Source organism: Peribacillus cavernae, from assembly GCF_003989135.1.
GTDB lineage: Bacteria > Bacillota > Bacilli > Bacillales > DSM-1321 > Peribacillus > Peribacillus cavernae.
This window is the reverse complement of record NZ_RYZZ01000005.1, coordinates 97,862-120,268: the sequence shown is the minus strand read 5'-3', so window position 1 is coordinate 120,268 and position 22,407 is coordinate 97,862. Positions and strand designations below refer to the sequence as shown.

Below are 22,407 nucleotides of genomic sequence, written 5' to 3'. Positions count from 1 at the left end.
GAACAGACATGAAAAAGAAAAAGTCGTTGTGGCTATTTTTAAGTTGTGTTTTAGTGCTTTCTCTCGTCCTAGCCGGGTGCTCAGGCTCTTCTGAAAAAGGGAGCAGCGGTGGCGGCAGTGAAAAAGGCGGAGATGTTATGATTTACGGAAAGGGCGGGGACGCAGTATCGCTTGATCCGGCTATTGTAACAGATGGGGAATCATATATTGTCACAGAACAAATGTATGAAACGCTCGTAGAATTTGAAAAGGATAGCACGGAAATTGTACCGGCCCTTGCCGAAAAGTGGGAGGTTACACCAGACGGCTTGAAATACACCTTTACCCTTCGTGATGGTGTTGCATTCCATGACGGTGAAGAATTTAATGCAGATGCTGTTGTAAAGAACTTTGAGCGCTGGGCAAAGAGCAAAGATGAAGCGAAATTCGCCTATTATGCTTCCATGTTCGGAGGCTTTGAAGGGGACGAAGGACACGTCATTAAAGAAGTGAAAGCGGTAGATCCGAAGACAGTTGAATTTACCCTGTTCCGTCCACAGGCGCCATTTCTGAAAAATTTGGCGATGAGCCCGTTCGCGATTGCGAGCCCTGCGAAATTTGATGCAATCGGTGAAAATCCAGTTGGTACAGGACCTTTCAAATTTAAAAATTGGAAAAAAGGCGATACGATCGAAGTTGTAAAGAATGATGATTACTGGAATAAAGAGCTGCCAAAGCTTGACGGTGTTACTTTCAAAGTTATTAAAGACAACTCTGCCCGACTTAATGCTTTAATCAAGGGTGAAATCGACTTAGTAGACGGTGTAAACCCAAGCGATAAAAGCAAGGTGGAGGACAACAGCAAGCTTCAATTATTTGAGCGTCCTTCCATGAACGTTGGTTATCTTGGTTTTAACGTTGAAAAAGAACCGTTCAACAAAAAAGAAGTTCGCCAGGCGATTAACCATCTGGTGAATAAAGACGATATCATCAAAAACTTCTATGAAGGAACGGCAGAACCAGCTAAGAATCCGATGCCTCCTTCTATCGCCGGATATGATGACAGCGTCCAAGATTACGAATACGATGTAGAAAAAGCAAAAGAATTGCTAAAGAAAGCTGGACTTGAAAAAGGATTTAAAATGGATCTATGGGCCATGCCGGTTCCGCGTCCATACATGCCGGACGGACAAAAAGTGGCAGAAGCTTTACAGGCAAGCATGAAAGAGGTAGGCATTGAAGCGAAAATCGTTACTTTTGAGTGGGGTACTTACCTTGAAAAGGTTCAAGCTGGTGAAGCACCAATGTTTATGCTGGGCTGGACAGGGGATAACGGTGATGCCGATAACTTCCTGTACACATTGCTCGATAAAGATAACATCGGATCTAATAACTATTCAAGATACAGCAATGATGAAGTTCATAAGCTGTTGATTGAAGCGCAGACGACTCCTGATGAAGCTAAACGTAATGAATTATATAAACAAGCACAGCAGATCATCCATGAAGATGCACCATGGGTTCCACTTGTACACTCAACACCGTTGCTGGCTGGCACCAGCAAAATTAAAGAGTTTGTCCCGCATCCAAAGGGATCACAATCATTCCAGGATGTGACCTTGGACTAATCGCCGGTACAAAAAGGGGAGTATGGATCATGCATACTCCCGTTTTTTACTGTAAAGGAAGCTATAGATTGAATTTTATGTAGATAACTTAATTTTGATTATCTGCATCCAGCTCCAGCGCCTAGCCCCGACGCACAGGACGTGCTAGTGCCGACGAAGACATGAGGACGTGGCAATTTTAGTCGGACTCGAGGTCATAAGCCAATCATCTGATGGGGAGAAAACCGCTCCCCATACAGCTGCTCGTCTTATGCTTGTCGGACTTGCACAGGACAAGGAACGCTTCGTCAGCATTACATCGCACGAAGGAAAGCGATAGCTTTTCGAGGATGTGCTGACGTCGACGTTCGCCACAGGACGTGGCGGATGTTAGTCGACGTTCCTTTTAGGCGCTTGCGCTTTTGTTCTGAAAGCTTAGACTAAGGAAGCAGGTGACATTATGTTTTCATATACGGTACGGCGGTTGGGATCGCTGATTCCGGTTTTGCTGGGAATGGCCTTCATCATCTTTATGATGATCCGTGCGATTCCCGGGAATCCTGCCCAAATTATGCTGGGACAGCAGGCATCGAAGGAAGCAATAGCAGCGCTCACTGCTGAGCTCGGGCTGGACAGGCCATGGTTTACACAGTTCTTTGAATATTTGGGTGGCATTGTAAAGGGGGATTTAGGAGTTTCGTTGAAAACAGGCACTCCCATTGCTGAGGAAATTTGGCCGTATCTGGCAGCCACGCTTGAACTGTCTCTGGTTGCGATGCTTTTCGCGGTTATAGTGGGAGTGAATGCTGGGATTATTTCCGCGTGGTTCCAGAACTCCTGGTTCGATTATTCAGCTATGGTCCTTGCTCTGATTGGCGTTTCGATGCCGATCTTCTGGCTGGGTTTGATGGAACAGTATGTAGTGGCTATCCAGTGGGATCTGTTGCCAACAACGGGACGGGATAATATCCGTGATCCTGTCACAGCGATCACCAATCTTTATTTGCTTGATACGCTTATTACAGGAAGGTTCGATCAATTCATCGAAGTCATCAGGCATTTGATATTGCCCGGGTTTGCGCTCGGAACAATTCCAATGGCGATCATTGCCAGGATGACACGTTCGTCGATGCTTGAGGTTATGCGCTCTGACTTTATCCGGACAGCGCGTGCCAAAGGGATGAGAATGTTCTGGGTTGTTTACAAGCATTCTCTCAAAAACGCCCTGATTCCAGTGGTGACAGTTATCGGTCTTCAAACAGGGCTCTTGCTTGGCGGCGCGATTTTGACAGAAACGATCTTCGGCTGGCCGGGCATTGGTACTTATATTTATGATGCGATTGGCACCCGGGATTATCCGGTCATTCAGTCGGGAATTCTTGTGATTGCAACGATCTTTGTGTTGATTAATCTGGTCGTCGATTTGCTTTATGCAGCAATTGATCCGAGGATCAAGTATAAATAGGAGGAAGAAATATGGCAGAAATCGCAAGTAACATACCTCCCATACTGCCCGAGCAGGTACCGGTGGCAGAGGAAACAGCCATATCGCCCTGGAAAGAGGCATGGAAAAGCTTTAAAAAGAATAAGCTGGCCATTGTAGGCTTATCGATCGTCACATTTTTCGTTTTGCTTGCAATCGTAGCCCCTTTGATCGCTCCCTACGAATTTGCGGATCAAAAGCTGTCAGATAAACATCTTGCTCCTTCGGGAGAGCATTGGTTCGGAACAGACGAATTCGGCCGGGACATTTTGAGCCGTATTATTTACGGATCAAGAATTTCCCTCTGGGTCGGCTTTATCTCGGTAGCCGGCTCTGTATTTGCCGGCTCATTTCTTGGCATCATCGCCGGCTATTACGGAAAGTGGGTCGATACCATCATTTCTCGGGTTTTTGATATCATCCTCGCTTTTCCCAGCATTTTGCTTGCGATTGCAGTAGTATCAGTATTAGGGCCTTCTTTACAGAACGCCCTTGTGGCGATTGCAATTATTAACGTTCCAACCTTTGGCCGCCTGCTCCGCTCCCGTGTATTAAGCGTTAAAGAAGAGGAGTACATAACAGCTGCAAAGGCAATCGGCATGAAAGATTCGCGGATTTTAATCCATCATATCCTGCCAAACAGCCTGGCACCGATCATTGTCCAGGGAACGCTGGCAATTGCGACAGCGATCATTGAGTGTGCAGCACTTGGATTCCTCGGAATGGGGGCTCAGGCTCCGACTCCGGAATGGGGAAAAATGCTGGCAGACTCCCGTGCGTTCATCCTGCAAGCCCCGTGGACCGTTTTATTCCCTGGCCTTGCCATCATGCTTACGGTACTAGGATTTAACTTAATGGGTGACGGCCTCCGGGATGCACTTGATCCGCGTATGAAAAACTAATACTTTATTGAAAAAGTGTTCTGGATCCCTGCCATTCAAATTTAATTAAGGCAGGGATTTTTATTCCTCTCATTCTCCCATCCTTATGCAGAAAAACTCGCATTCTCTCTCAATTTGCAGATACAAGAAGAAAAGTATTTTTTTTATGAAAATACGGTTATTTATACCTATCATTTCCTTCGATAATAAAGACTATTTTCCCTCGTGTAAAAATAAGGGAATATGCTATTTTTATTCTAAACAGGAATATTCTGAATTGTTAGAGGGGGAAATGAGTTTTGTTAATGAAACGCAGCCTGGCCATTCTATGTATCTTTCTACTTACCTTTACCGCAGCTATCTCAGCAGCACCGCTCGATTCGCAGAAGGGCAGCGGAGGCAAGAAAAGTCAGCAAAGTCTAACAAAATTGAAGAAGCAGTCTTTGGACAAGAAATATGACAGCAATGACCAAGTCCGTGTTCTTGTAGAGTTAAAGGAAGATCCAGCGATATCCTATGCGCAAAAACAGAAGAAAAGGTTCAAGGACTTGCCGAACAGCAAGAAAAAAGAGCTGAAGGCAGAAAAGCTCACCAGCCATAAAAAGGTTAAAGATAAAGCAAAACAGAAGAATATTACATTCAAAGAGTTGGAAAACTTCACGACTGTGGTCAACGGCTTCAGTGCCAAGATTGCCTTCGGAGACATCAAAAGCTTCGAAGCAATTCCTGAAGTGGCAGCCGTCCACGTCGTTAATGAATATGAGCGTCCTGAAGAAAAGCCGGAGATGATTTACAGCAAAGAACTTGTACAAGCTCAGGAAGCCTGGCGCGATTACGGCTATAAGGGGGAAGGGATGATTGTCGGAATCATCGACACAGGCATCGATCCCACGCATCGTGACATGGTGCTTGGTGGAGATACAAATGATGAATTAACACAGGGGATGGTTGCCGATTTAAAAACGGCAAACAACCTCCGCGGTAAATTTTACACGGAAAAAGTTCCATATGGCTACAACTATATGGACGATAACGAAGAAATCCGCGATTTAGGACCTGGTGCATCCATGCATGGCATGCACGTTGCCGGTACAGTAGGTGCTAACGGTGATGAAGCAAACAAAAGCAAAGGCATCAAAGGGGTTGCCCCTGAAGCTCAGCTTCTGGCACTGAAGGTATTTGGGAACGATCCGAACATGCCTTCCACTTGGGGGGATATTTATGTAAAAGCAATTGATGAAGCCATCACTCTTGGCGCGGATGTCCTTAATATGAGCTTGGGTTCAACTGCTGGATTCGTCAGCGCTAATGATCCGGAGCAGCAGGCAGTTTCCCGTGCAGTAGATAATGGCATCGTAATGTCCATTTCTGCAGGGAACTCTGCCCACTTCGGGAACGGTGCAGCTAATCCATTTGCAACGAACCCGGATATAGGCGTTTCTGGTGCACCTGGACTTTCCTATGATTCCGTCCAGGTAGCATCCCTTGAAAATAGTTTCTTAGATTTGGAGGCGCTTGATTATAATATCGATGGGACAGCAGGCAAAGCTCCGTTTATGTCCGCAAGCAGCGTTCATCCTAAAGACCTTGACAAGAAACCATATGAAATTGCATACGCAGGCCTCGGTATGCCTGAGGAGCTTACAAATGCAAATGTAAAGGGTAAGTTCGCATTGATTAAGCGCGGCACGCTTACCTTTGTCGATAAGACGAAGAATGCCCAGGCTGCCGGTGCGATCGGGGTCATCATTTATAATAATGCCGATGGAATCTTTTCCATGGCGACAGAGCCAAGCATCACGATTCCACAGCTATCGATGCTAAAGTCTGATGGTGACAGACTGCAGCAGGCTGTTTCTGCAGGTAAACCGGTAACTGTTTCGTTTAATGATGGAGAAAAAGCGAAAGTCGCTAACCCGGAAGCGGGCAAAATGAGCGCCTTCAGTTCATGGGGCCTTACTCCAAACCTTGATTTTAAACCGGAGATCACGGCACCAGGCGGACAAATCTACTCTACTTTGAACGATGACCAATACGGGATGATGAGTGGCACATCGATGGCCGCTCCGCATGTCTCCGGCGGTTCGGCGCTTGTTCTGCAAAGAGTCGATAAAGATTTTGGTTTAACCGGCTTTAACCGTGTAAACCTTGCGAAAAATATCATGATGAATACATCGAAGCCTTTAATTGATAAGGGTACCGCCAATAATGCGAACAAGTGGGACCTGCCATATTCTCCGAGACGCCAGGGATCAGGTGTGGTGCAGCTTCACTCTGCATTGAAAACACCAGTAGTGGTGACGGAGGCATTTAAGAACGAAGCGAAGGTTGCCTTAAAGGAAGTAGGCAATACGTTCGCATTTTCATTGAAAGCGCAGAACTTCAGTGACCAGGCTGTAGACTATGATGTAAAAGGCAATATACAAACTGATTTTGCGACCAAAGGACGGCTTGGCTACAGCGCAAACATACTGGAAGCCCAGAAAATTCTTGACGCTTCTATTAAAGTAAAAGGCTCTGATTCTACTATTATTACAGTACCTGCAAAAGGTTCTGTCACATTTGAAGTGACTGTCGACCTCTCCAATGCAAAAGTGCTGGCAGATGACCTAAAAACACCGGCGGCTGTCGACACTGTCTTCCCGAACGGCTACTTTGTCGAAGGGTATATAACATTGAAGGATCCAAGTGATACGAATCCTGAGCTGCATGTGCCGTATGTCGGTTTTAAAGGGAAATGGGACAAGGCGCCTATCCTCGACGGAACGATTTATGACAATTCTTCCTTCTACGGAGCGGCTGGTGCTTTATCTACAGAAGGTGAAGATTTCGCTTACTTAGGAGTCGATCCGGTTACCGGAACGCAAACGAATAAGGATTGGATTGCATTCTCGCCAAATGGGGATGGAACTCAGGATGATTTCATTCCGTTGCCATCATTCCTGAGAAACGCGAAAAAAGTGGAATACAGTGTCGTGGACTCAAGCTGGAAAGAGCTCCGCAAACTGCGCACCGAAAACAATGTCACAAAAAACTACTTTGACGGCGGAAAAAGTGCAAAATATTCACTCCAGCCTGCACGCAAATGGGATGGAAAACTAAACAATGCCCTGGCAAAAGACGGACAGTATTTCTATCAGATCAAAGCGATGGTCGATTACGAGGGTGCTGAATGGCAAACCTTCAAAATTCCTGTAAAGCTGGATACAACAGTACCTAGCGTGAAATTCGCCAAAAAAGGCAAAGTATTGGCGCTTACTGGCTCAGACAATGCAAACGGGTCGGGACTTGCTTATTATGATGTGCAAATCGACGGCAAATCGGTAATCGAAAGCCCGCTTGCCCCGACAACGAAGGAATATACACTTCCTGATACCACAGGACAAAAAGTTCAAGTAATTGCTGTAGATTTTGCAGGCAATAAAAAATCAGCGGAATATGACTTGAACGCCGATACGCCGGAAGAAGACAAAACAGTTCCTTCCGTTTATCTTGAAAGCCCGGAAGCCTTAAGCGTTTCAAGCGCAAACAACATCACAATCAACGGCTATATTGAAGAGCCATCAGGCCTGCGGGAATTCACGATCGATGGCAAGACTGTAACGGCTGCTTACAATGCCGAAAAAAAGCGCTATGAATTCTCGCTAACGAAAAACTTTGCAGACGGTGTCCAAACTTTTATCGTAAAAGCGACAGATACCGCCGGAAACAGCATTTCATTCAAGCGTACATTCATGGTTGATGGAAAGGGCCCAACATTAACTGTTACAGGGCTTCCTAAGAAAAATACAGTTCCTGCAAAGGGAGCCAATCCGCTGGTCGATGTCACTCTTGCTGATAACTTTGATGACATCCGATTTTACTTGAATGGAAACGAAGTATTCTATAACGAATTCAAAGAACCTTTCGCGATGAGAGGATTCAAGAAAACAATCAAAGATCTTGAATTGCCGCTGCTGCCTGGAAAAAATACATTCCTGTTTGAAGTAACGGACCTCGGCGGCCATAAAACAACAAAAGAAGTGACAATCACGAAAGAGAGAAAAAGTAGAAAATAACACATGAAATAATAGGCAGCTTCCGTCAACTCGGAGGCTGCCTTTTTGGAACGGAGCGACTATATATGAAACTATAACGTTGGACGATGTCTTTACATAATAGCATCATAATCTGTGCTTATGCCTGACCTGGTTCCAACCGGTGTTTGGCAGGAGGCATTCTCATCTTTTTTTCAGCCCCTTGATGAACGTTTCAAGAAAATCAGTGATTCGTTGCTGCTCTTTGGGCGGATGCTTATCTATTTCCAAAAGAAGTTTTTTCAGCTTGGGATTCTTTCTGAATAAATCCTGTAAAAGATGAAAGTCATCATCTTTTCCCTTCACTAAATAGGGGGTCTTTTTCTCCATGCTTTGGCCGGGGAGAGTCAACTCCGAAATTAAATAATCTGCTTCGATTCGAAAAAGCTCTGCGTATCTCATCAGCACTTCAATCGCCGGAACCTGCCTCCCGGTTTCAAATTTGCTGATCGTTGTCCGGCTGATGTTCAGTTTATTGCCGACATAATCTTGTGTCCAGTTCTTCTGGATACGCAGCTTTTTTAATGTATTTGGTAGGGCCATCACGAATTCCTCGTTTTCTCTCATTTACTTAAACGTACAACTACATGAAGAAAAAAAGAGGCAATGCAATGATTGAGAACATTTTATAGTGATCTTATTTAGCACATTATGAATGGCGTAAAACTATTTTTTTTCGTTCAAAAAGTGAATTAATTATGATTATATAAGCTTTTATAGAGAACATTTGGGAAAAGGGGAAAAATGAAAACATGACAAGTTTCGTAAAAACTACAAGGTTTCCAAAAAAAACACTTACAGGAAAGGAAAGGGGTTTTGTAAAATAAAGTAAGCCAAAAATATAGGGATATACTCCTAGATTGAAAAAGGAGGAAGACATGAAACGTTATTATTTGAAAGCAATATCCAAGGGAAGGATGCAAAAAGAAAAACCGCGCATTATTATAAGCACGGAAGATAAGAGTACCGGGTATGCTAGTCTGTCGCAAATTTCCTTCCATGACATTCTTCAGTATACACAGAATATAGAAGTTTCCGCCCTGTCTTTTACTAAGCCAGCCTACCAAGAATATTCCCTCAGCGAAGATATAAGCTTTACGTTAAATCCATCCTCCACCTCAGAAGTAATCACAATCAATTTTGCCTCAAGCCGGGACAAAATCACCATTCAAGAAGAAGCAGGCAACTATACTGCCAATGCGGATAATCTTTTTGATGTATTGCAGAATTTTGGAGTGATCAAAGGAAACACATTCTCTTTCTTTACCGTTTTTCCGCAGAAATCAAAAGTTCCTGTAAAGGAAAAAAACCACCGTTATCTGGCTGCCCGGGTAAAACGAGAGCCAAAACGGTGATCCTTTTGCAATAACTCGCACTTTTTTAAAAGAAATAAAAGGATAACTTTTTCAATGAGTACTGCTATCTAGGCGCTTGCTCTTTTCTAGTGAAGGGCAACCAATTCCTTGATTTCATCTGTAGAGAGCTCGGTAATCCAATTATCGCTTGAGATGATTTCGTCGTTCAATGCTTGCTTTTTATCAAGCATTGCGTCGATTTTTTCTTCGAGCGTACCAGTGCAAATTAGCTTGTGAACGTGAACAAACCGTTTCTGGCCAATCCGGTAGGCGCGGTCGGTCGCCTGATTTTCGACAGCGGGGTTCCACCAGCGGTCGAAGTGAATCACATGGTTCGCAGCAGTCAGGTTTAGACCTGTTCCGCCTGCTTTCAAGGATAGGATAAAAATCGGGAATTCATCATTCTGAAATTTTGCAATCATGTCATCGCGCTGTTTTTTTCCGGCACTTCCGTTCAAGAAAGGAACCGTTATCCCGTAACGCTGTTCGAGGAGCTCCTTCATCATATTGCCCATGCCGATATACTGGGTGAATATGAGACAGCTTTCATTCTGCTCCCGCACCGCATCCACGAGCTCAGCCAGCTTCTCGAGTTTCCCGGAGCGTTTCGGCGCCTCGCGGATATCGGAGGAACCTTCTTTTAAATAAAGGGCTGGATGATTGCAAAGCTGCTTTAATTTTCCGAGCATCTGCAGGATGATGCCTCTCCGTTCAAACGCAGACAGCTGTTCGATGTTAGCAAAGGTGTCTTTGATCAGCTGTTCGTATAGCGACGCTTGCTCAGCCGTCAACGGGACAAACTCTTTTTGCTCCTGTTTATCAGGCAGGTTCAAGGCAACCTCTTTGTCCCGCTTCGTTCTTCTAAGCAGGAACGGCTGTATCAAGCTTTGCAGCTCTTTGATTTTCCCTTTTTGTTCTTCACGTTCAATCGTCGTCACGTATTTTTCCTGGAACTTCCCAAGCGTGCCGAGATACCCTTTGTTAATGAAATCAAAGATCGCCCATAATTCACTTAGACGGTTTTCCATTGGTGTACCGGTCAGTGCTACGTGATGCCTGCCTTTTAGCTTGCGGACGGCCCGAGACTGTTTCGTTTGAGCGTTCTTGATATTCTGCGCTTCGTCCAAAATGACGCTGTTCCAGTGTATTGACATTAGCAGATCCTCATCCTGATAGGTCAGGCCATATGACGTAAGCACAACATCATAATCTGTCACAAGATTCGCAAGTTTTTCCCCCTTGTTGCGGTTCGGACCGTAGTGAAGGTGAACCTTCAAATCGGGTGCAAACCGTTCGAGCTCGCGTTGCCAGTTCCCGAGTACGGAAGTCGGGCAGACGATGAGTGAAGCCCCTACAGCCGGTTGAGCGGAACCATCACCGGAAATGGTTTCGCTGCTGCTGTCTTTGTCATATGGCAGAGGCGTGCCGCGGTCGTCTTCTTCTCCGACAATCACATGGTCTATAGCTTGGAAAGCCCCAGGCTTTTCCTGCGCCTTTACATACAGCAAGTAGGCAATCATCTGCACCGTCTTCCCAAGCCCCATATCATCGGCGAGACAGGCGCCAAAACCGTTTTCTCGCAGGAACAGAAGCCAGCTCATACCGAGTGACTGATAAGGACGCAATTCTCCTTGAAGGGATGCCGGCGTTTCCAGAATCGGAATATCCCTTGTTTCGCGAAGTCGGGCGATCATTCTCTTCAAATCCCGGTTCAGTTCAAACTGAACTTTCAGCATGTCTTTGCCTTCATCGGCCTCGTCATCCTCATCGATTTCACCGATGAATTCCTGATGCAGCAGATCGTTCAACTGCAGTCCTTTTTTATTGGCCTCCTCCATCAACTCTTGAATCTGCTTGATAAATGTTGGGTCAAGCTTTACCCACTGGCCGCGGATATACACAAGCCTTCGTTTATCCTCGACAAGCTTCTGGAAATCATCCTCAGAAAGCTCCTCGCCGTTGATGGAAAACCTCCAGTCAAAGTCCATCAGTGCCTGCAGGCCGACATAGGATTGGCCGCGAGTAGACTGGCTTTTCACTTTTGCCTTGATTTTCATCGAGGATTCCCGGAGTGCCAGCCACCATGAAGGCAATAGGATTTCAGCACCGAGAAACATTAGCTTCTCGCTGGCCTCGGTCAAAAATTCCCACGCTTCAAATTCAGAGAGCTCCTCTTTGAAAGAGTTGTTTTCCGCAAGCCATGGAACGACAGTCAGCCATCGCTGCATCATTTTCTCTATCTCGCCTGCATGTTTATTCCAACCGCGCGGCAGCCTTTTTTCAGGAAGTGTGACAATTTCTGTTTCATCTTTCTTTGAACGAAGGATAACTTCGAGTTTCCAAGGTCCTTCTCCGTCGACAGGTTCCGATAACCTGAGCCCAATCGTAAACGGCCTGGCATCTTTTTTTATCCCGAGCCAGGAAAGCCAGCTGTCACGGTCGAAAAAGGCCTGCAGTTCCTCTGGAGATAGTCTGGTTTCTCTCAGTGCATTGACAGCATTCTGCCAATTTTCCTTCATCGGAGAATAGCGTTCAAGAAACACATTGGCAGCACTGTTATACCAATCACCGATAAATGATCGAACGGTTACATCTTCATCGCCGTTTTCGGTCGATTGAATCATTTCTTCCCAAAAGGAAGGAGAAAATTCATCTTCGACTTCGGCAGGAAGCCTCCAGGCGACGCGTCCTTGCTGTAAGCTTTCAAAATCAGGCACCTGGACTCCGCTACTAATCATTTCATGGAGGATGGGCGCTGCCGATAAACAAAGTGAAGATAATTCAGACCATTCCCAATCAATGAAAGAATTAAAGCCTTCTGCCGCAAACAAGTTAAGCAGCCCCCAGGCATCAAGAACGAATACGGGAACGCCATCGAGGGTGTCCGTCACGAACCGGGTCCCATAAAAACTTGCTTCATCCCAGGTAAAGAGCAGCTTGCCGATGGACTGCGGGTTCATATATTGGTTATCCTCATCAGAGACGGCAATGGCATATGTTCCGTTCTCTAATGCAGTCGTGTTGACCTTGAGTTTTCCTTTATTTTGCATCGATTAGCTTGCCCCTTTGCAATTCTTCTTGAAAAGCGCGCAATCGTTTTGTCGATTCCGTAACGTACTTCATGTATTCGAGGAATACGTCTTCTTTTTTCATTTTTTTATACAGGGTCCGCATCTTCTTTAAATAACGTACTGCCTGTTTATAGGCTGAACGGTTTTTTAGGCTTATCGTCTGCTGGACAGCATGATAGTACAGCGGCAGCACCAAAGCTGGATCCTGAGCGGCTACTCTTTTGAGATTTTCCGTGCCAATGACATCGATGCTGATATCGGTATAAATATGCATCTCCACCCATTTCTTGTACTGCTCCTGCTCGAACAGGAAGTTGGCATAATTCCAGTAGCTGTAGGGCATGCATTCACGGTAGAACCTTTCCAGCACATCCATCCGGTTCATCTTATAGCAGTATCTGCCTACCGGACCCGAAAAGGTTCTCACAAAGTCAGAAGCCTGGTAATAGCTAGAAAGATCCTTTAGAAAGCTGCGGACTTTGCGATTCAGGAAATCGATGTACGGAGCGGCTCGATTATCCATATCATGGTCTGAAAACATTTTCAGCCAATAAAACAAATAAGGAATGACATTGATATCCAGGCGGTTGAGAAGGGCTGCTGCTTCTCCATCATGATTGGTCAGGATCAACAGGTGGATATCAGCAATCTGGTATGATGATTCCTCAGCGGGCTGCAGTGTTGCAGAGGCCAGTTTTTCCTGGACTCGTTCAAGTTCATGCCGTCTCCAAACGGGATTGGTCAACAAGAAACTCCAGATGGCTCGATAGACATCAATCTTTTCGTATTTAAGCACGTCCATCCCATCCAGCAGGTCCGTTACATCTTCACGAATGCCTTCCAAAAAAGGGTCAAAAGCAAAGGGACGGGCCTGTCTGCTCAGATGCTGCACCGACGTATGAAGTTCTTCGGCAAGATCGTTTGCCAGCGAATGAAAGAACCGGATAACCTCCGATTTCATCTTGTCTTCCCTTATCATCCTCATAGTAAGCAGCAGGCTCGTAAAGTCCGCTACAAATGAATATAGGTTTTTCCATTCTCTTTCCAGAGGCGATTTCGATCTGACTTTTTGCAGATACAACCTGATTTTTTCATTAACTAAGTAGGGAGGAAGATGAAGGTTAGCTTCAATAACTTCCTCATAGGCAGAAGTGAAAAATGTCTTCCAGGCAGAATAGTCTTTCTCCAGGACAGTATTTGTCTTCGCTTTTAAAAGGTCATTTGCAAGCATGATTGGCGGCGGTGTTTCAACGACCGGTCTTTTTTTTCTCCAGTTTTGAACCCACTCGATTACACTGGCGACGTCGGCATAGGAGGAAAAAAACACGGCCATCCGATGGCGGCAGAAAAAATCTTCTTTACACCCGCAGGTGCTAAAGGCAACCGCCAGCAGATCCAGCTCGACCTGTACAGGAACGACATCCTGGACAGTAGCCGTAATCCTTTTTTCTGTTTCATGCTTCTGGTATACAAGCTCCTGCCGATACAGCATCAGCCCTTTTTGAACGCTCTCCAGTTCCTCTTTAACGTTTGGATCTAACATCTTATTTAGCTGTTCGGAAAAAAATATCAACTCATTACTCATAATTAACCTCCCAAAGCCAGAAAAACCATGAACATATACTCATCTTTAGGTTATTCATCAGTGGGGGACAACCCCCCTGATGGATGCTTCACGATATTTATAACAGGGGATCACCCTGGCAGAATTTTTTCCATCTTATTATTATACTTCATTTAGCCGGTAAATTTGAATAGCACGCCGGGGTTTTGTAAAAACAAGTACATCTCGTTAGGGAAAATAAAAAAACCATCCCTTTAGAAGGAGATGGTTATCATTATTCACTACTTATTTTGTTTTGTAACCCCACTTCTTGAGTTTTTTCTCGATGAAAGGAATATAGCGTTTTTCATTTTGGAGTTCAAATATCATCTTCGCTTTTTCCATATACTCTTTAGCGGATGAAAAATCGCTGGTTAGCTCGAAATTATAGCCGATATGATAATGCAACTCGCCCAATAGATAAAGACTACTTTTATGAATGCACCATTTTATTGCTTCTTCGCAGAAAGTGTTAGACTCTCTGTACTGGTTTGACCTTGTTAAAGCACGGGCCATATTGTAGTAAATATGTGTTTTTACAGTGCCTTCAGTAAGATAAGGTAGCATCGACAAGTAATCATTGCACGTTTTATATGTAACAAAAGCTTTTTTATACATCTTTTCCTCAAAGTAAATGGAACCGATACTAAGTAGAATCTCTATTTCCCGTTCGGAATAAATCTTATCCGTCGACTGGGTTAATAAAATCGCTCCCTTAAGGGTATCCATCGCTTTTTGGGCTTTTTTATATATCGTATATTCATATATTCCTTTATGCCAGAGCAACAGTTGGTAATTACGTTTATTTTGCTTAAAAAGTGGATTATTTTCTTCCGTCTCAACGATTTCTTCCATTTCTGTGTAATTCATATTCCAACGAGCTATCGTAAGTTGGTTCTTTACTTCCTGGACATAATCAAGCCGAGGTGTCATGCCAAGATCAAAGAAATAGTTAACGTCTACACCGAGACGTTGCGAAATCAGATAAAGAGTGGAAGCGTACGGATACACGTCACCTCTTTCTATTTTGCTAATCTGTGCCTGTGTACATATTCCCTTCGCTAGTTCACCCTGAGAAAGGCCTGCTTGCTTACGAAGTTCTTTAATTTTTTGTCCTATTAAGGAAAAATCCATACAAATTCCCCTCAAAAAATATTCCTATAGTTATAATTTTTGTTTAAAAGCAAAGAAAAAGTTGATTAATCCCTTTGTAAATAAACGCAGACGTCTATAGCTAGAGATTAACGTATAGGTAGGTTATGGTTAAATATAAATATAGAATTTATTTCTATTAAATCCAATATTTTTTCAAAAGAAAGGAGGATTTACCTATGAAAAAGAGATTATCTGGATTTATAGTCGCTTTTTTTCTAATTTCCGGATTTGCATTAATTGGAACAACAGAATTACCAACCTTATTTGGAAATGTTGGAACAACGGAATTACCAACTTTATTCTAAGACTTACTTCACTATACCCTTTATCATTAACTCAAATACTTCAACCTTTATATACTTCTAGCAATAGAGGTATATTTCTTTCTGTTTCAATAATTCCAGGGGTATATTCCTATAGTTATATTTTTGGTGATTTTCGTGATAATTAGATGGAAAAGTCCGCTTTTCGCCTGTTTTCAGACTGTAATCAGGAATTTGATTCTTTCTCTATTTTGTTATAGTGTAAATAACAATTGGAAAGAGGTGTTAATAAATGGTCGATGTTAACATGAAGGTCCAGCCCTCTTTTTTTGATAAAGAATGTGCCATTGTGTTTTCCTTCTATTTTGATGCTGCAGTAGGGGAGGTTGGCGAAGCAGTCGTCTATACATGTGAGGAAAAAAATCCGGTGACGCTGCAAGGCGGCAACAGCTTGAATAAGGAAAAAATCGCCTTCGTCAAAGAGTTTTCGATTGTGAAAGAATATCAAGATGTCTCACTTAAGAAAATAAAAGAGTTTTTGAATGTTATTGGCATTAAGAAGTGCATCACTCAGACAATGCACCTCGACAATCTCATGAATTGAATACAAAAAACCTCCACTGATGGAAGGTTCACTTTATCATACGGAAGACAAAAATATTCCTATAGTTATATTTTGATATGACATAGACCTATAATTTTAGTAAAATAGGGATTAAGCGGCCCTTTTCAAGAAATATGCCGGATTCAAATGTTTTATGCAAAGCATAATTTATGGTTAAATAGAACTAAGCTTATGTTATATCGGAAAGAGAAAGTCATTTCGTTATAACAAAATCCTCAGTATCTAGTACCGAAATTGGCGGACACATTGGTAGGTGTGTTCCCGATGGCCCACAGGCGGGACATATGCCTGTGGGATTTTTTTCGACCTGATAGACTTTGTTTGAAAAGTTCGTAAGTAGGGTACCATTTATAATGATTACATGAAGCTGGGGCGCAGTACTTGGTTGCGGAGGAATGGAAGCATGACTAATTTTCAAGAAGAAAACAGAAATTTAACACACGGCTTGAAAACAAAACGGTCGATGCTGCAGTTCATTTTTCCTTTTATGCTGGAGAATAAAAAGACAAAGGAGTTTGCACATCGGCTTTTAGATGACAACTTTGTTTTCTTCGATCTAAAGAATATGGAACAGGAAGATGCCTTTTACGGGGGCTCGCAGATTAATCACAGGACGCTTGAACAATATTTTCTGCCGAATATCGAACCGATTTTATTCCCGGGCAGCCCAAGATCGATTGAAGGCTTCCGCCGTTTCACAAAAAGTATGGATTTGACGGCAGCTTTTCAATCGCCGCATTTAACGACAGATTTTACAATCAACTCGTTTGATATTCTATTTTGCCCTTTCAATATTGGGATGATGAATATACGAGTGACCCTGCCTGAGGGGCTCGACTATACAGATGTCCTCTACTTTGCCGATACCTTTCGTGTAATGGAACCGATTGTTCAGGAAGAGGAAAACACCAAAATTAGCTGCGAAAAGGGTTCCTACACCAAAGTAAAAGATTTTATCTTTTCAGCATTGGCGCCGATTATGAAGGATTTCATTGACCAGCAGAAAGCAGATTCCTCCTATTTTGGAAGTCTGCCGTTCTTTATCGATGAGCGGATGTATGTCGTTAGCCATATCTCCGTTCCTGAAAACAGCACGATTACAAAAACCGATCTGTACCGTGCAGGGCAGCTGAATGGCTATGACCGTGATGGCAAGCCATTCGCCGGAGCGCTGAATCCTGATTACATCGATCGTTATTACAAAAAAAACGTCTATGACCGCTGGGGGGACGAGACGTATTATGTCACAAGCGAGTATAACTTTGCCTGTGTGACGAAGGCATCCGGCGAGCTGGAAGAGCTGCTCGCAAACCAGATGTACGGCCAGCATTATTATGGTCTGCTGCTTTTTTTCTACTATAAAATTGTCCTGTTGAAGCTGACGCACGAGCACTCAAAGATCGATATTGATAAAGATCAGTCTGATACAGAGCAGTTAATCATGATGATTACGGTATTCTCATCGAAATATCTATTCCCGGAAGTAAACAGCTCAACCTCCGGAAAAGAGATTTTCAAGATCATCAAGGAAGTGTTTGAAATCGACCGGCTTTATGAGGATGTCAAAAAAACACTGTCAAGCCTATATCAGAATCAGGATAATATGTCGGCGAACCGGAATAACTATTTGCTGCAAATTTTGACCATCTATACCGTGGTATCCGGAATTTACGGAATGAACCTGGTGATTGAAGATTGGAAGGGGAAAACCCGCTGGTCCAAAATTCCTGATTACAGTTTTTTTGAATATATCTCCTTATTTGTTGCCCTTTCCGGCATTCTTATTTCGTCCATTTTAGGATTTGTAGCACTGCGGAACTGGATCAAGGAGCATCGAAACCAAAAAAAGAAGATTATATAAAAGAAAACCCTGGGGATTGCGCTCAGGGTTTTCTTAGGGAAAGGGCTTGTATGAAATTTCCATATTAAAGGCCATGATTACTTAAACATAGATAATATGGAGCCGACTTGTCTTGCCATATTGATCCCTTTCTGTACAGTGCCTACATGCGACATGATTTTGTTTGCATTTCCTGAAAGATCAAATCCCTTGTTTGAAGAGGGAGACTGACTTTTTCTCGGCTGCGGGCGTGGCATAAAATTGGCGGGCCGTCCAGAGGATCTTCTATTGAATGGTCTTTGTCTTCGATTTGGTGGATAAAACAGTATATATTCACCTCCACATCATTAAAATTCTTTAGAAAAACTGCTCATTAGTAATCTATGAAAAATAGAAAATGATTGATTGTGGTCATTCACTAGTAACAACAAAAAAGCAAGGATGCATATCTGCTCCTTGCTCTTGCTATGAGTTAGGTTTTATTTATTCTGCTATTGCTGAGCCGGAATTCGCCAGCGAGTGAAGGGAGACGACTTTCCCTTCCAGATCACCAAAATGCTCCGCAATCGCTTCAATTCGCTCTCTTTGGCTGTCAAGTGCAACCGTCATCTGCTCCAATGAGGCACTGGATTCTTCGGTTATGCTTGAAATATTGGATATTTCAGCTGAAGTGTCAATCGAATTTCGCTCAACCTGTTGCAGCATATTTTCAACTTCGGCTGCTTTTGACATGAGGGCGGTCATATTATCGGTTATCTCAGTAAACAATGCGCCAGAGCCTTGTACATCTTTGCTGCTATAACCGATTGCTTCCTTCCCTCTCTCCAGCTGAACCGATACAGCCTGCGCCTTTTCCTCGATATTTTTTAGAATTTCACCAATGCTCTGGGCCGCTGCGCCTGCATTTGAAGAAAGCTTGCGGATTTCACCTGCCACGACAGCAAAGCTTTTTCCATGCTCACCGGCACGGGCTGCTTCAATGGAGGCATTGAGCGATAACAGGTTTGTGTGATTGGCAATTTCTTCAATCGCAGCAACAATTCTGCTGATATTTGCTGTATGTTCCTGCAGGTCACTCATGACATTCATCGTCTCTTGCTGAATGTGATTGACACTGTTCATGGCCAGCTGCAAATTCTTAAGTTTTTCATTTCCCTGGTCTGTAAGGTCTACGGTAGAAATGGACAGATCCTTCATATGTCCAGCATGCTTTGTTACGGCGAGAACGGATTCATTTGAACCAAACATTTTTTCGTTGATCTCGGAAATGGCGCTTGCTTGAGCTGCGACCCCGCGGGTAATCTCAAAATATCCTGCTGAAATTTGCTGCGATATTCCGTTAGTCTGATTAATGTTTGCTGTTAGTCTTTTCCCAAATTCATCGATTACTTCGACGGACTTGGAAACATCCTGCAGCAGGTTTTTCACCTGCTGTTCCTTTTCCGTTACTTCCTGCAGCATTTTTTTGCCAAGCATGGTTACACCATACGAAACAATCCCGATCATTGTAATGACGATGTATGTCACGATATAGTCGATCAAGCTTGTCATCTGGAAATAGGGGTTAAATAACACGTGAACAGTATGCACCAAAAGTGCAAAGCCAGTTACCAGCACGATCACTTTTGAATCCAGATAGGCTAAACAGAGAATCAGACAAAGAATACTGACAACCCAAATTTCATAGGTTGGGACAAACCACATGAAAATAAAACACATAAAAAAGGTAGCCGTTGATAGGTATTGTTTCCCGTTTTTTGATAGATGTGTCTTGCGGTAAATGAAATAAATCCCGGCGACCAGAAACGGAATAATGATGCATAATGTAACAGCCTGTTTCATTGTCACCATATGGATGAAGGCAAGAATCAGAACGAGGGGAACGCAGGTAATGAGCAATCCCATTAAGATGTAGCTAAGAATCTTCGAACTTAATTTTTCATAAGTAGTGGCAGGCATGAGTAATTCCCCTTTTATGATTTAGTAGTTCATAAGAACTGTCCTATTTACCAATAATAGCACATCGAGGATGGATCTGGGAGCGAAAACTCAACTTTATCATTTAAGAAATAGGACATTATCACCTCTTTTTAGGTCAACATGCTTTTCATTTTTTTCGATGGTTGTATATAATGGAAAAAGGAACCACGTACCGCGATAATTTTTTGGGAATGGCGGTTTTTTGCCTATATACAACTCTTATCCATTCATTTTGGTAAAATAATAGGGAAAAAGAGAGGGAGGAAGTATGAAGAAACTGATTTTGGTTTTTAGTATTTTGCTAGCTGGTGTACTTCTGCTGGCCGGGTGTGAGAAAGAACCAGCACCGGAGGATCGGCTTGCTGCCTATACGAAGCTCTGGAATGAACAAAAGTTCGATCAAATGTATGGTTACTTGTCAGCCGATGTAAAGAAAAAACTGAGTAAAAAGGACTTCACGGAACGCTATAAAAAAATCTATAACGATGTCGAGGTCAATAACCTGAAGGTGACCTATAAAAAACCGGAGGAGCCTAAAGATCACAATGACGCAAAGGATGTGAGCCTGCCGTTCTCGGTTAAAATGGATACAATGGCTGGATCCGTCAGTTTCGACCAGAAGGCGAAGCTCGTAAAAGAAGAGCGAGATGATAAAACAAACTGGTACGTCCAATGGAACCCTGGCTACATATTTGCCGGAATGAAGGAAAACGATAAAATCGGTATCACAACCGAGCCCGCGATCCGCGGTGAAATCGTGGACCGTTTCGAACGCGGCCTGGCAATGAACGGCAGTGTTGCCGAGGTTTCGCTTGTGCCCGAACAAATGTCAGGAAATGAAGCTGCGATACTCTCGCAGCTTGGCAAACTACTAAATATGTCCCAAGAAGAAATAGAAAAGAAGCTCAATCAGCCTTGGGTACAGCCCAATATGAGCGTTCCGATTAAAAAGGTGGATCCAGCTCAAGCTGCGTTGACTGAAAAGCTTGGAGCAATTCCTTCTGTAGCGGTCCAGGACATTGAAGAACGTGTATACCCTTATAAAGAAGCAGCAGCCCACCTGATTGGATACATCGGACCAGTATCCGCGGAAGAGTTGAAAAAGCTAAAAGGCAAAGGCTACAGTGCCAGCGATGTAATCGGAAAGCGCGGCCTTGAGCAGGTGCTAGAGGAACGCCTGAAAGGGCAATCAGGAACTAAGATCTTCATCAAAGGAGAAAGTGGCCGAGATACGGTTGTGGCTGAAATACCGGCCAAAGAAGGCGATACAATCATGCTGACGATTGACGCCGAGCTGCAGAAAAATGTTTTTGCCCAATATAAGAAAGACAGCGGAACGGCTGCAGCCATCCACCCGCTTACTGGAGAAACACTTGCACTTGTAAGCAGCCCGTCCTTTGATCCGAATAAATTCGTCCTCGGCCTCTCGGGCGAGGAACGAAAAGCACTTGAAAACGACCCGAAAAAACCGCTGCTGAATCGTTTCAGTTCTGTTTACGCACCGGGGTCAACAATGAAGCCATTGACAGCTGCGATAGCTTTGAAAAACGGGATAGACCCGAAGAAGACAATGGACATCTCCGGAAAGCAATGGAGCAAGAAAAACTGGAAAGATCACTCCATCACAAGGGTACAGGATCCTGGCAAACCGATTGGTATGGCCGAGGCGCTCATTTACTCCGACAATATTTACTTTGCGCAGAGAGCGCTCGAGCTGGGAACCGAAAAATTCTCGAACGGTCTGAAGGCTTTCGGCTATGAAGAAAAGATCCCGTTCGATTATCCAATCACTCCTTCTAATATTGGTACGATTGAGAGCGAAGGAAGACTCGCCGACAGCGGCTACGGACAGGGTCAGACGCAAATGAGCACCCTGCACGCAGCCGCTGCTTACACAGCTTTCCTGAACGAAGGAAACGTGCTTGCCCCGTCGTTAATTATCGGCGACAAAACGGAGAAGAAAGTATGGAAGGAAAATGCTGTATCTGCTGACCATGCCAAACAGATCACAAACATGCTCACGCGGGTTGTCTCGGATCCAAATGGAACACCGCACTCCGCAAGCAAGCTCGGGATCCCGCTTGCCGGCAAGACGGGGACAGCAGAATTGAAAAAAACGAAAGATGAAAATGGGGTCGAAAACGGCTGGTTTGTAGCTTATAACACGGAAAATCCCCGCCTCTTGATGGCGTGGATGATGGAAGACATCAAGGGAAAAGGCGGCTCTCCTTATGTAGTGAAAAAAATGGAGCCGGTGTTGAAGAATTATCTTAAGAAATAAAATAGTAGTTTGTTATAGAAGACACTTTTCTTTGAATGGATTGCTTTTCCTTTCATTCTACAAGAAATGTGTCTTTTAAATTGTGTTTGGGTTTTATTTGTGAATTGGTGCTTATTGCTTTCTTCATCGTACCGTTACTTGGGGTTGCAAACTTTATGAGTAAACGCTCAGTTTTCAAATAAATAGGTCTTTTCCCTTTTGAAAACCA

Annotated in this window: 15 protein-coding genes; 10 read left to right on the top strand and 5 right to left on the bottom strand. The window is 43.7% G+C overall.

The annotated features are described in order from the left end of the window. Positions 1-8 precede the first annotated feature (8 nt). The 5 genes from ELQ35_RS03730 (at position 9) to ELQ35_RS03715 (ending at position 8,008) form a co-directional block, all read left to right on the top strand. Positions 9-1,607, top strand: coding sequence for an ABC transporter substrate-binding protein (locus ELQ35_RS03730; RefSeq protein WP_126863491.1), 1,599 nt, complete (start codon positions 9-11; stop codon positions 1,605-1,607). 169 nt (positions 1,608-1,776) lie between these two features. Next, positions 1,777-1,926, top strand: a complete 150-nt coding sequence (locus tag ELQ35_RS22505) for a hypothetical protein (RefSeq protein ID WP_185861650.1) — start codon at positions 1,777-1,779, stop codon at positions 1,924-1,926. 120 nt (positions 1,927-2,046) lie between these two features. Then, positions 2,047-3,051: an ABC transporter permease gene (locus ELQ35_RS03725; protein ID WP_126863490.1), complete on the top strand. Its 1,005-nt coding sequence runs from the start codon at positions 2,047-2,049 to the stop codon at positions 3,049-3,051. An 11-nt stretch (positions 3,052-3,062) separates the two neighbouring features. Further along, positions 3,063-3,971 (top strand): ABC transporter permease, encoded by a 909-nt coding sequence (locus tag ELQ35_RS03720; protein ID WP_126863489.1) that lies wholly within the window; start codon positions 3,063-3,065, stop codon positions 3,969-3,971. Positions 3,972-4,255: 284 nt separating this feature from the next. Then, positions 4,256-8,008 carry a S8 family serine peptidase gene (locus ELQ35_RS03715; RefSeq protein ID WP_246025968.1) on the top strand — a complete coding sequence of 1,251 codons (3,753 nt, stop codon included), beginning with the start codon at positions 4,256-4,258 and terminating at the stop codon, positions 8,006-8,008. 162 nt (positions 8,009-8,170) lie between these two features. Here the strand turns inward: ELQ35_RS03715 and ELQ35_RS03710 are convergent, their stop codons facing one another. Further along, the gene (locus ELQ35_RS03710; RefSeq protein WP_185861649.1) at positions 8,171-8,569 is read right to left on the bottom strand and encodes a helix-turn-helix domain-containing protein; all 399 of its coding nucleotides are present in this window, start codon (positions 8,567-8,569) and stop codon (positions 8,171-8,173) included. Positions 8,570-8,904: 335 nt separating this feature from the next. Here ELQ35_RS03710 and ELQ35_RS03705 point away from each other — a divergent pair, with 335 nt between their 5' ends. After that, positions 8,905-9,381 carry a hypothetical protein gene (locus ELQ35_RS03705; protein ID WP_126863486.1) on the top strand — a complete coding sequence of 159 codons (477 nt, stop codon included), beginning with the start codon at positions 8,905-8,907 and terminating at the stop codon, positions 9,379-9,381. Between the two features lie 86 nt (positions 9,382-9,467). Here ELQ35_RS03705 and ELQ35_RS03700 read toward each other — a convergent pair whose 3' ends face one another. From ELQ35_RS03700 to ELQ35_RS03690, 3 genes are all read right to left on the bottom strand, one after another. Continuing rightward, the gene (locus ELQ35_RS03700) at positions 9,468-12,431 is read right to left on the bottom strand and encodes a DEAD/DEAH box helicase (protein ID WP_246025959.1); all 2,964 of its coding nucleotides are present in this window, start codon (positions 12,429-12,431) and stop codon (positions 9,468-9,470) included. Beyond that, a complete protein-coding gene (locus ELQ35_RS03695; RefSeq protein ID WP_126863485.1) occupies positions 12,421-14,037 on the bottom strand; it encodes an SWIM zinc finger family protein in 1,617 nt (538 codons plus the stop codon). Before ELQ35_RS03695 ends, ELQ35_RS03700 begins: the two co-directional genes overlap by 11 nt. A 264-nt stretch (positions 14,038-14,301) precedes the next feature. Next, positions 14,302-15,189, bottom strand: coding sequence for a helix-turn-helix domain-containing protein (locus ELQ35_RS03690; RefSeq protein ID WP_126863484.1), 888 nt, complete (start codon positions 15,187-15,189; stop codon positions 14,302-14,304). 197 nt (positions 15,190-15,386) lie between these two features. Here ELQ35_RS03690 and ELQ35_RS23400 point away from each other — a divergent pair, with 197 nt between their 5' ends. The 3 genes from ELQ35_RS23400 (at position 15,387) to ELQ35_RS03680 (ending at position 17,959) form a co-directional block, all read left to right on the top strand. Further along, positions 15,387-15,515 carry a hypothetical protein gene (locus ELQ35_RS23400; RefSeq protein WP_281278098.1) on the top strand — a complete coding sequence of 43 codons (129 nt, stop codon included), beginning with the start codon at positions 15,387-15,389 and terminating at the stop codon, positions 15,513-15,515. A gap of 250 nt (positions 15,516-15,765) precedes the next feature. Then, complete coding sequence (locus tag ELQ35_RS03685) at positions 15,766-16,077, top strand: hypothetical protein (protein WP_126863483.1); 312 nt, start codon at positions 15,766-15,768, stop codon at positions 16,075-16,077. Positions 16,078-16,501: 424 nt separating this feature from the next. Beyond that, positions 16,502-17,959, top strand: a complete 1,458-nt coding sequence (locus ELQ35_RS03680; RefSeq protein WP_126863482.1) for a magnesium transporter CorA family protein — start codon at positions 16,502-16,504, stop codon at positions 17,957-17,959. Between the two features lie 462 nt (positions 17,960-18,421). Here the strand turns inward: ELQ35_RS03680 and ELQ35_RS03675 are convergent, their stop codons facing one another. Next, a complete protein-coding gene (locus ELQ35_RS03675; RefSeq protein ID WP_126863481.1) occupies positions 18,422-19,897 on the bottom strand; it encodes a methyl-accepting chemotaxis protein in 1,476 nt (491 codons plus the stop codon). A gap of 289 nt (positions 19,898-20,186) precedes the next feature. Between ELQ35_RS03675 and ELQ35_RS03670 the strand changes: the two genes are divergently transcribed. Next, positions 20,187-22,199 (top strand): penicillin-binding transpeptidase domain-containing protein, encoded by a 2,013-nt coding sequence (locus ELQ35_RS03670; RefSeq protein WP_126863480.1) that lies wholly within the window; start codon positions 20,187-20,189, stop codon positions 22,197-22,199. Positions 22,200-22,407: the final 208 nt, after the last annotated feature.

Bases quoted from the DNA above. Each gene is read 5' to 3' on its own strand.
- ELQ35_RS03680 (WP_126863482.1), top strand. From the start codon at position 16,502: ATGACTAATTTTCAAGAAGAAAACAGAAATTTAACACACGGCTTGAAA.
- ELQ35_RS03670 (WP_126863480.1), top strand. From the start codon at position 20,187: ATGAAGAAACTGATTTTGGTTTTTAGTATTTTGCTAGCTGGTGTACTT.
- ELQ35_RS03695 (WP_126863485.1), bottom strand. From the start codon at position 14,037: ATGAGTAATGAGTTGATATTTTTTTCCGAACAGCTAAATAAGATGTTA.
- ELQ35_RS03710 (WP_185861649.1), bottom strand. From the start codon at position 8,569: ATGGCCCTACCAAATACATTAAAAAAGCTGCGTATCCAGAAGAACTGG.
- ELQ35_RS03700 (WP_246025959.1), bottom strand. From the start codon at position 12,431: ATGCAAAATAAAGGAAAACTCAAGGTCAACACGACTGCATTAGAGAAC.
- ELQ35_RS03725 (WP_126863490.1), top strand. From the start codon at position 2,047: ATGTTTTCATATACGGTACGGCGGTTGGGATCGCTGATTCCGGTTTTG.
- ELQ35_RS03675 (WP_126863481.1), bottom strand. From the start codon at position 19,897: ATGCCTGCCACTACTTATGAAAAATTAAGTTCGAAGATTCTTAGCTAC.
- ELQ35_RS03685 (WP_126863483.1), top strand. From the start codon at position 15,766: ATGGTCGATGTTAACATGAAGGTCCAGCCCTCTTTTTTTGATAAAGAA.
- ELQ35_RS03690 (WP_126863484.1), bottom strand. From the start codon at position 15,189: ATGGATTTTTCCTTAATAGGACAAAAAATTAAAGAACTTCGTAAGCAA.
- ELQ35_RS03730 (WP_126863491.1), top strand. From the start codon at position 9: ATGAAAAAGAAAAAGTCGTTGTGGCTATTTTTAAGTTGTGTTTTAGTG.
- ELQ35_RS23400 (WP_281278098.1), top strand. From the start codon at position 15,387: ATGAAAAAGAGATTATCTGGATTTATAGTCGCTTTTTTTCTAATTTCC.
- ELQ35_RS03715 (WP_246025968.1), top strand. From the start codon at position 4,256: ATGAAACGCAGCCTGGCCATTCTATGTATCTTTCTACTTACCTTTACC.
- ELQ35_RS03720 (WP_126863489.1), top strand. From the start codon at position 3,063: ATGGCAGAAATCGCAAGTAACATACCTCCCATACTGCCCGAGCAGGTA.
- ELQ35_RS03705 (WP_126863486.1), top strand. From the start codon at position 8,905: ATGAAACGTTATTATTTGAAAGCAATATCCAAGGGAAGGATGCAAAAA.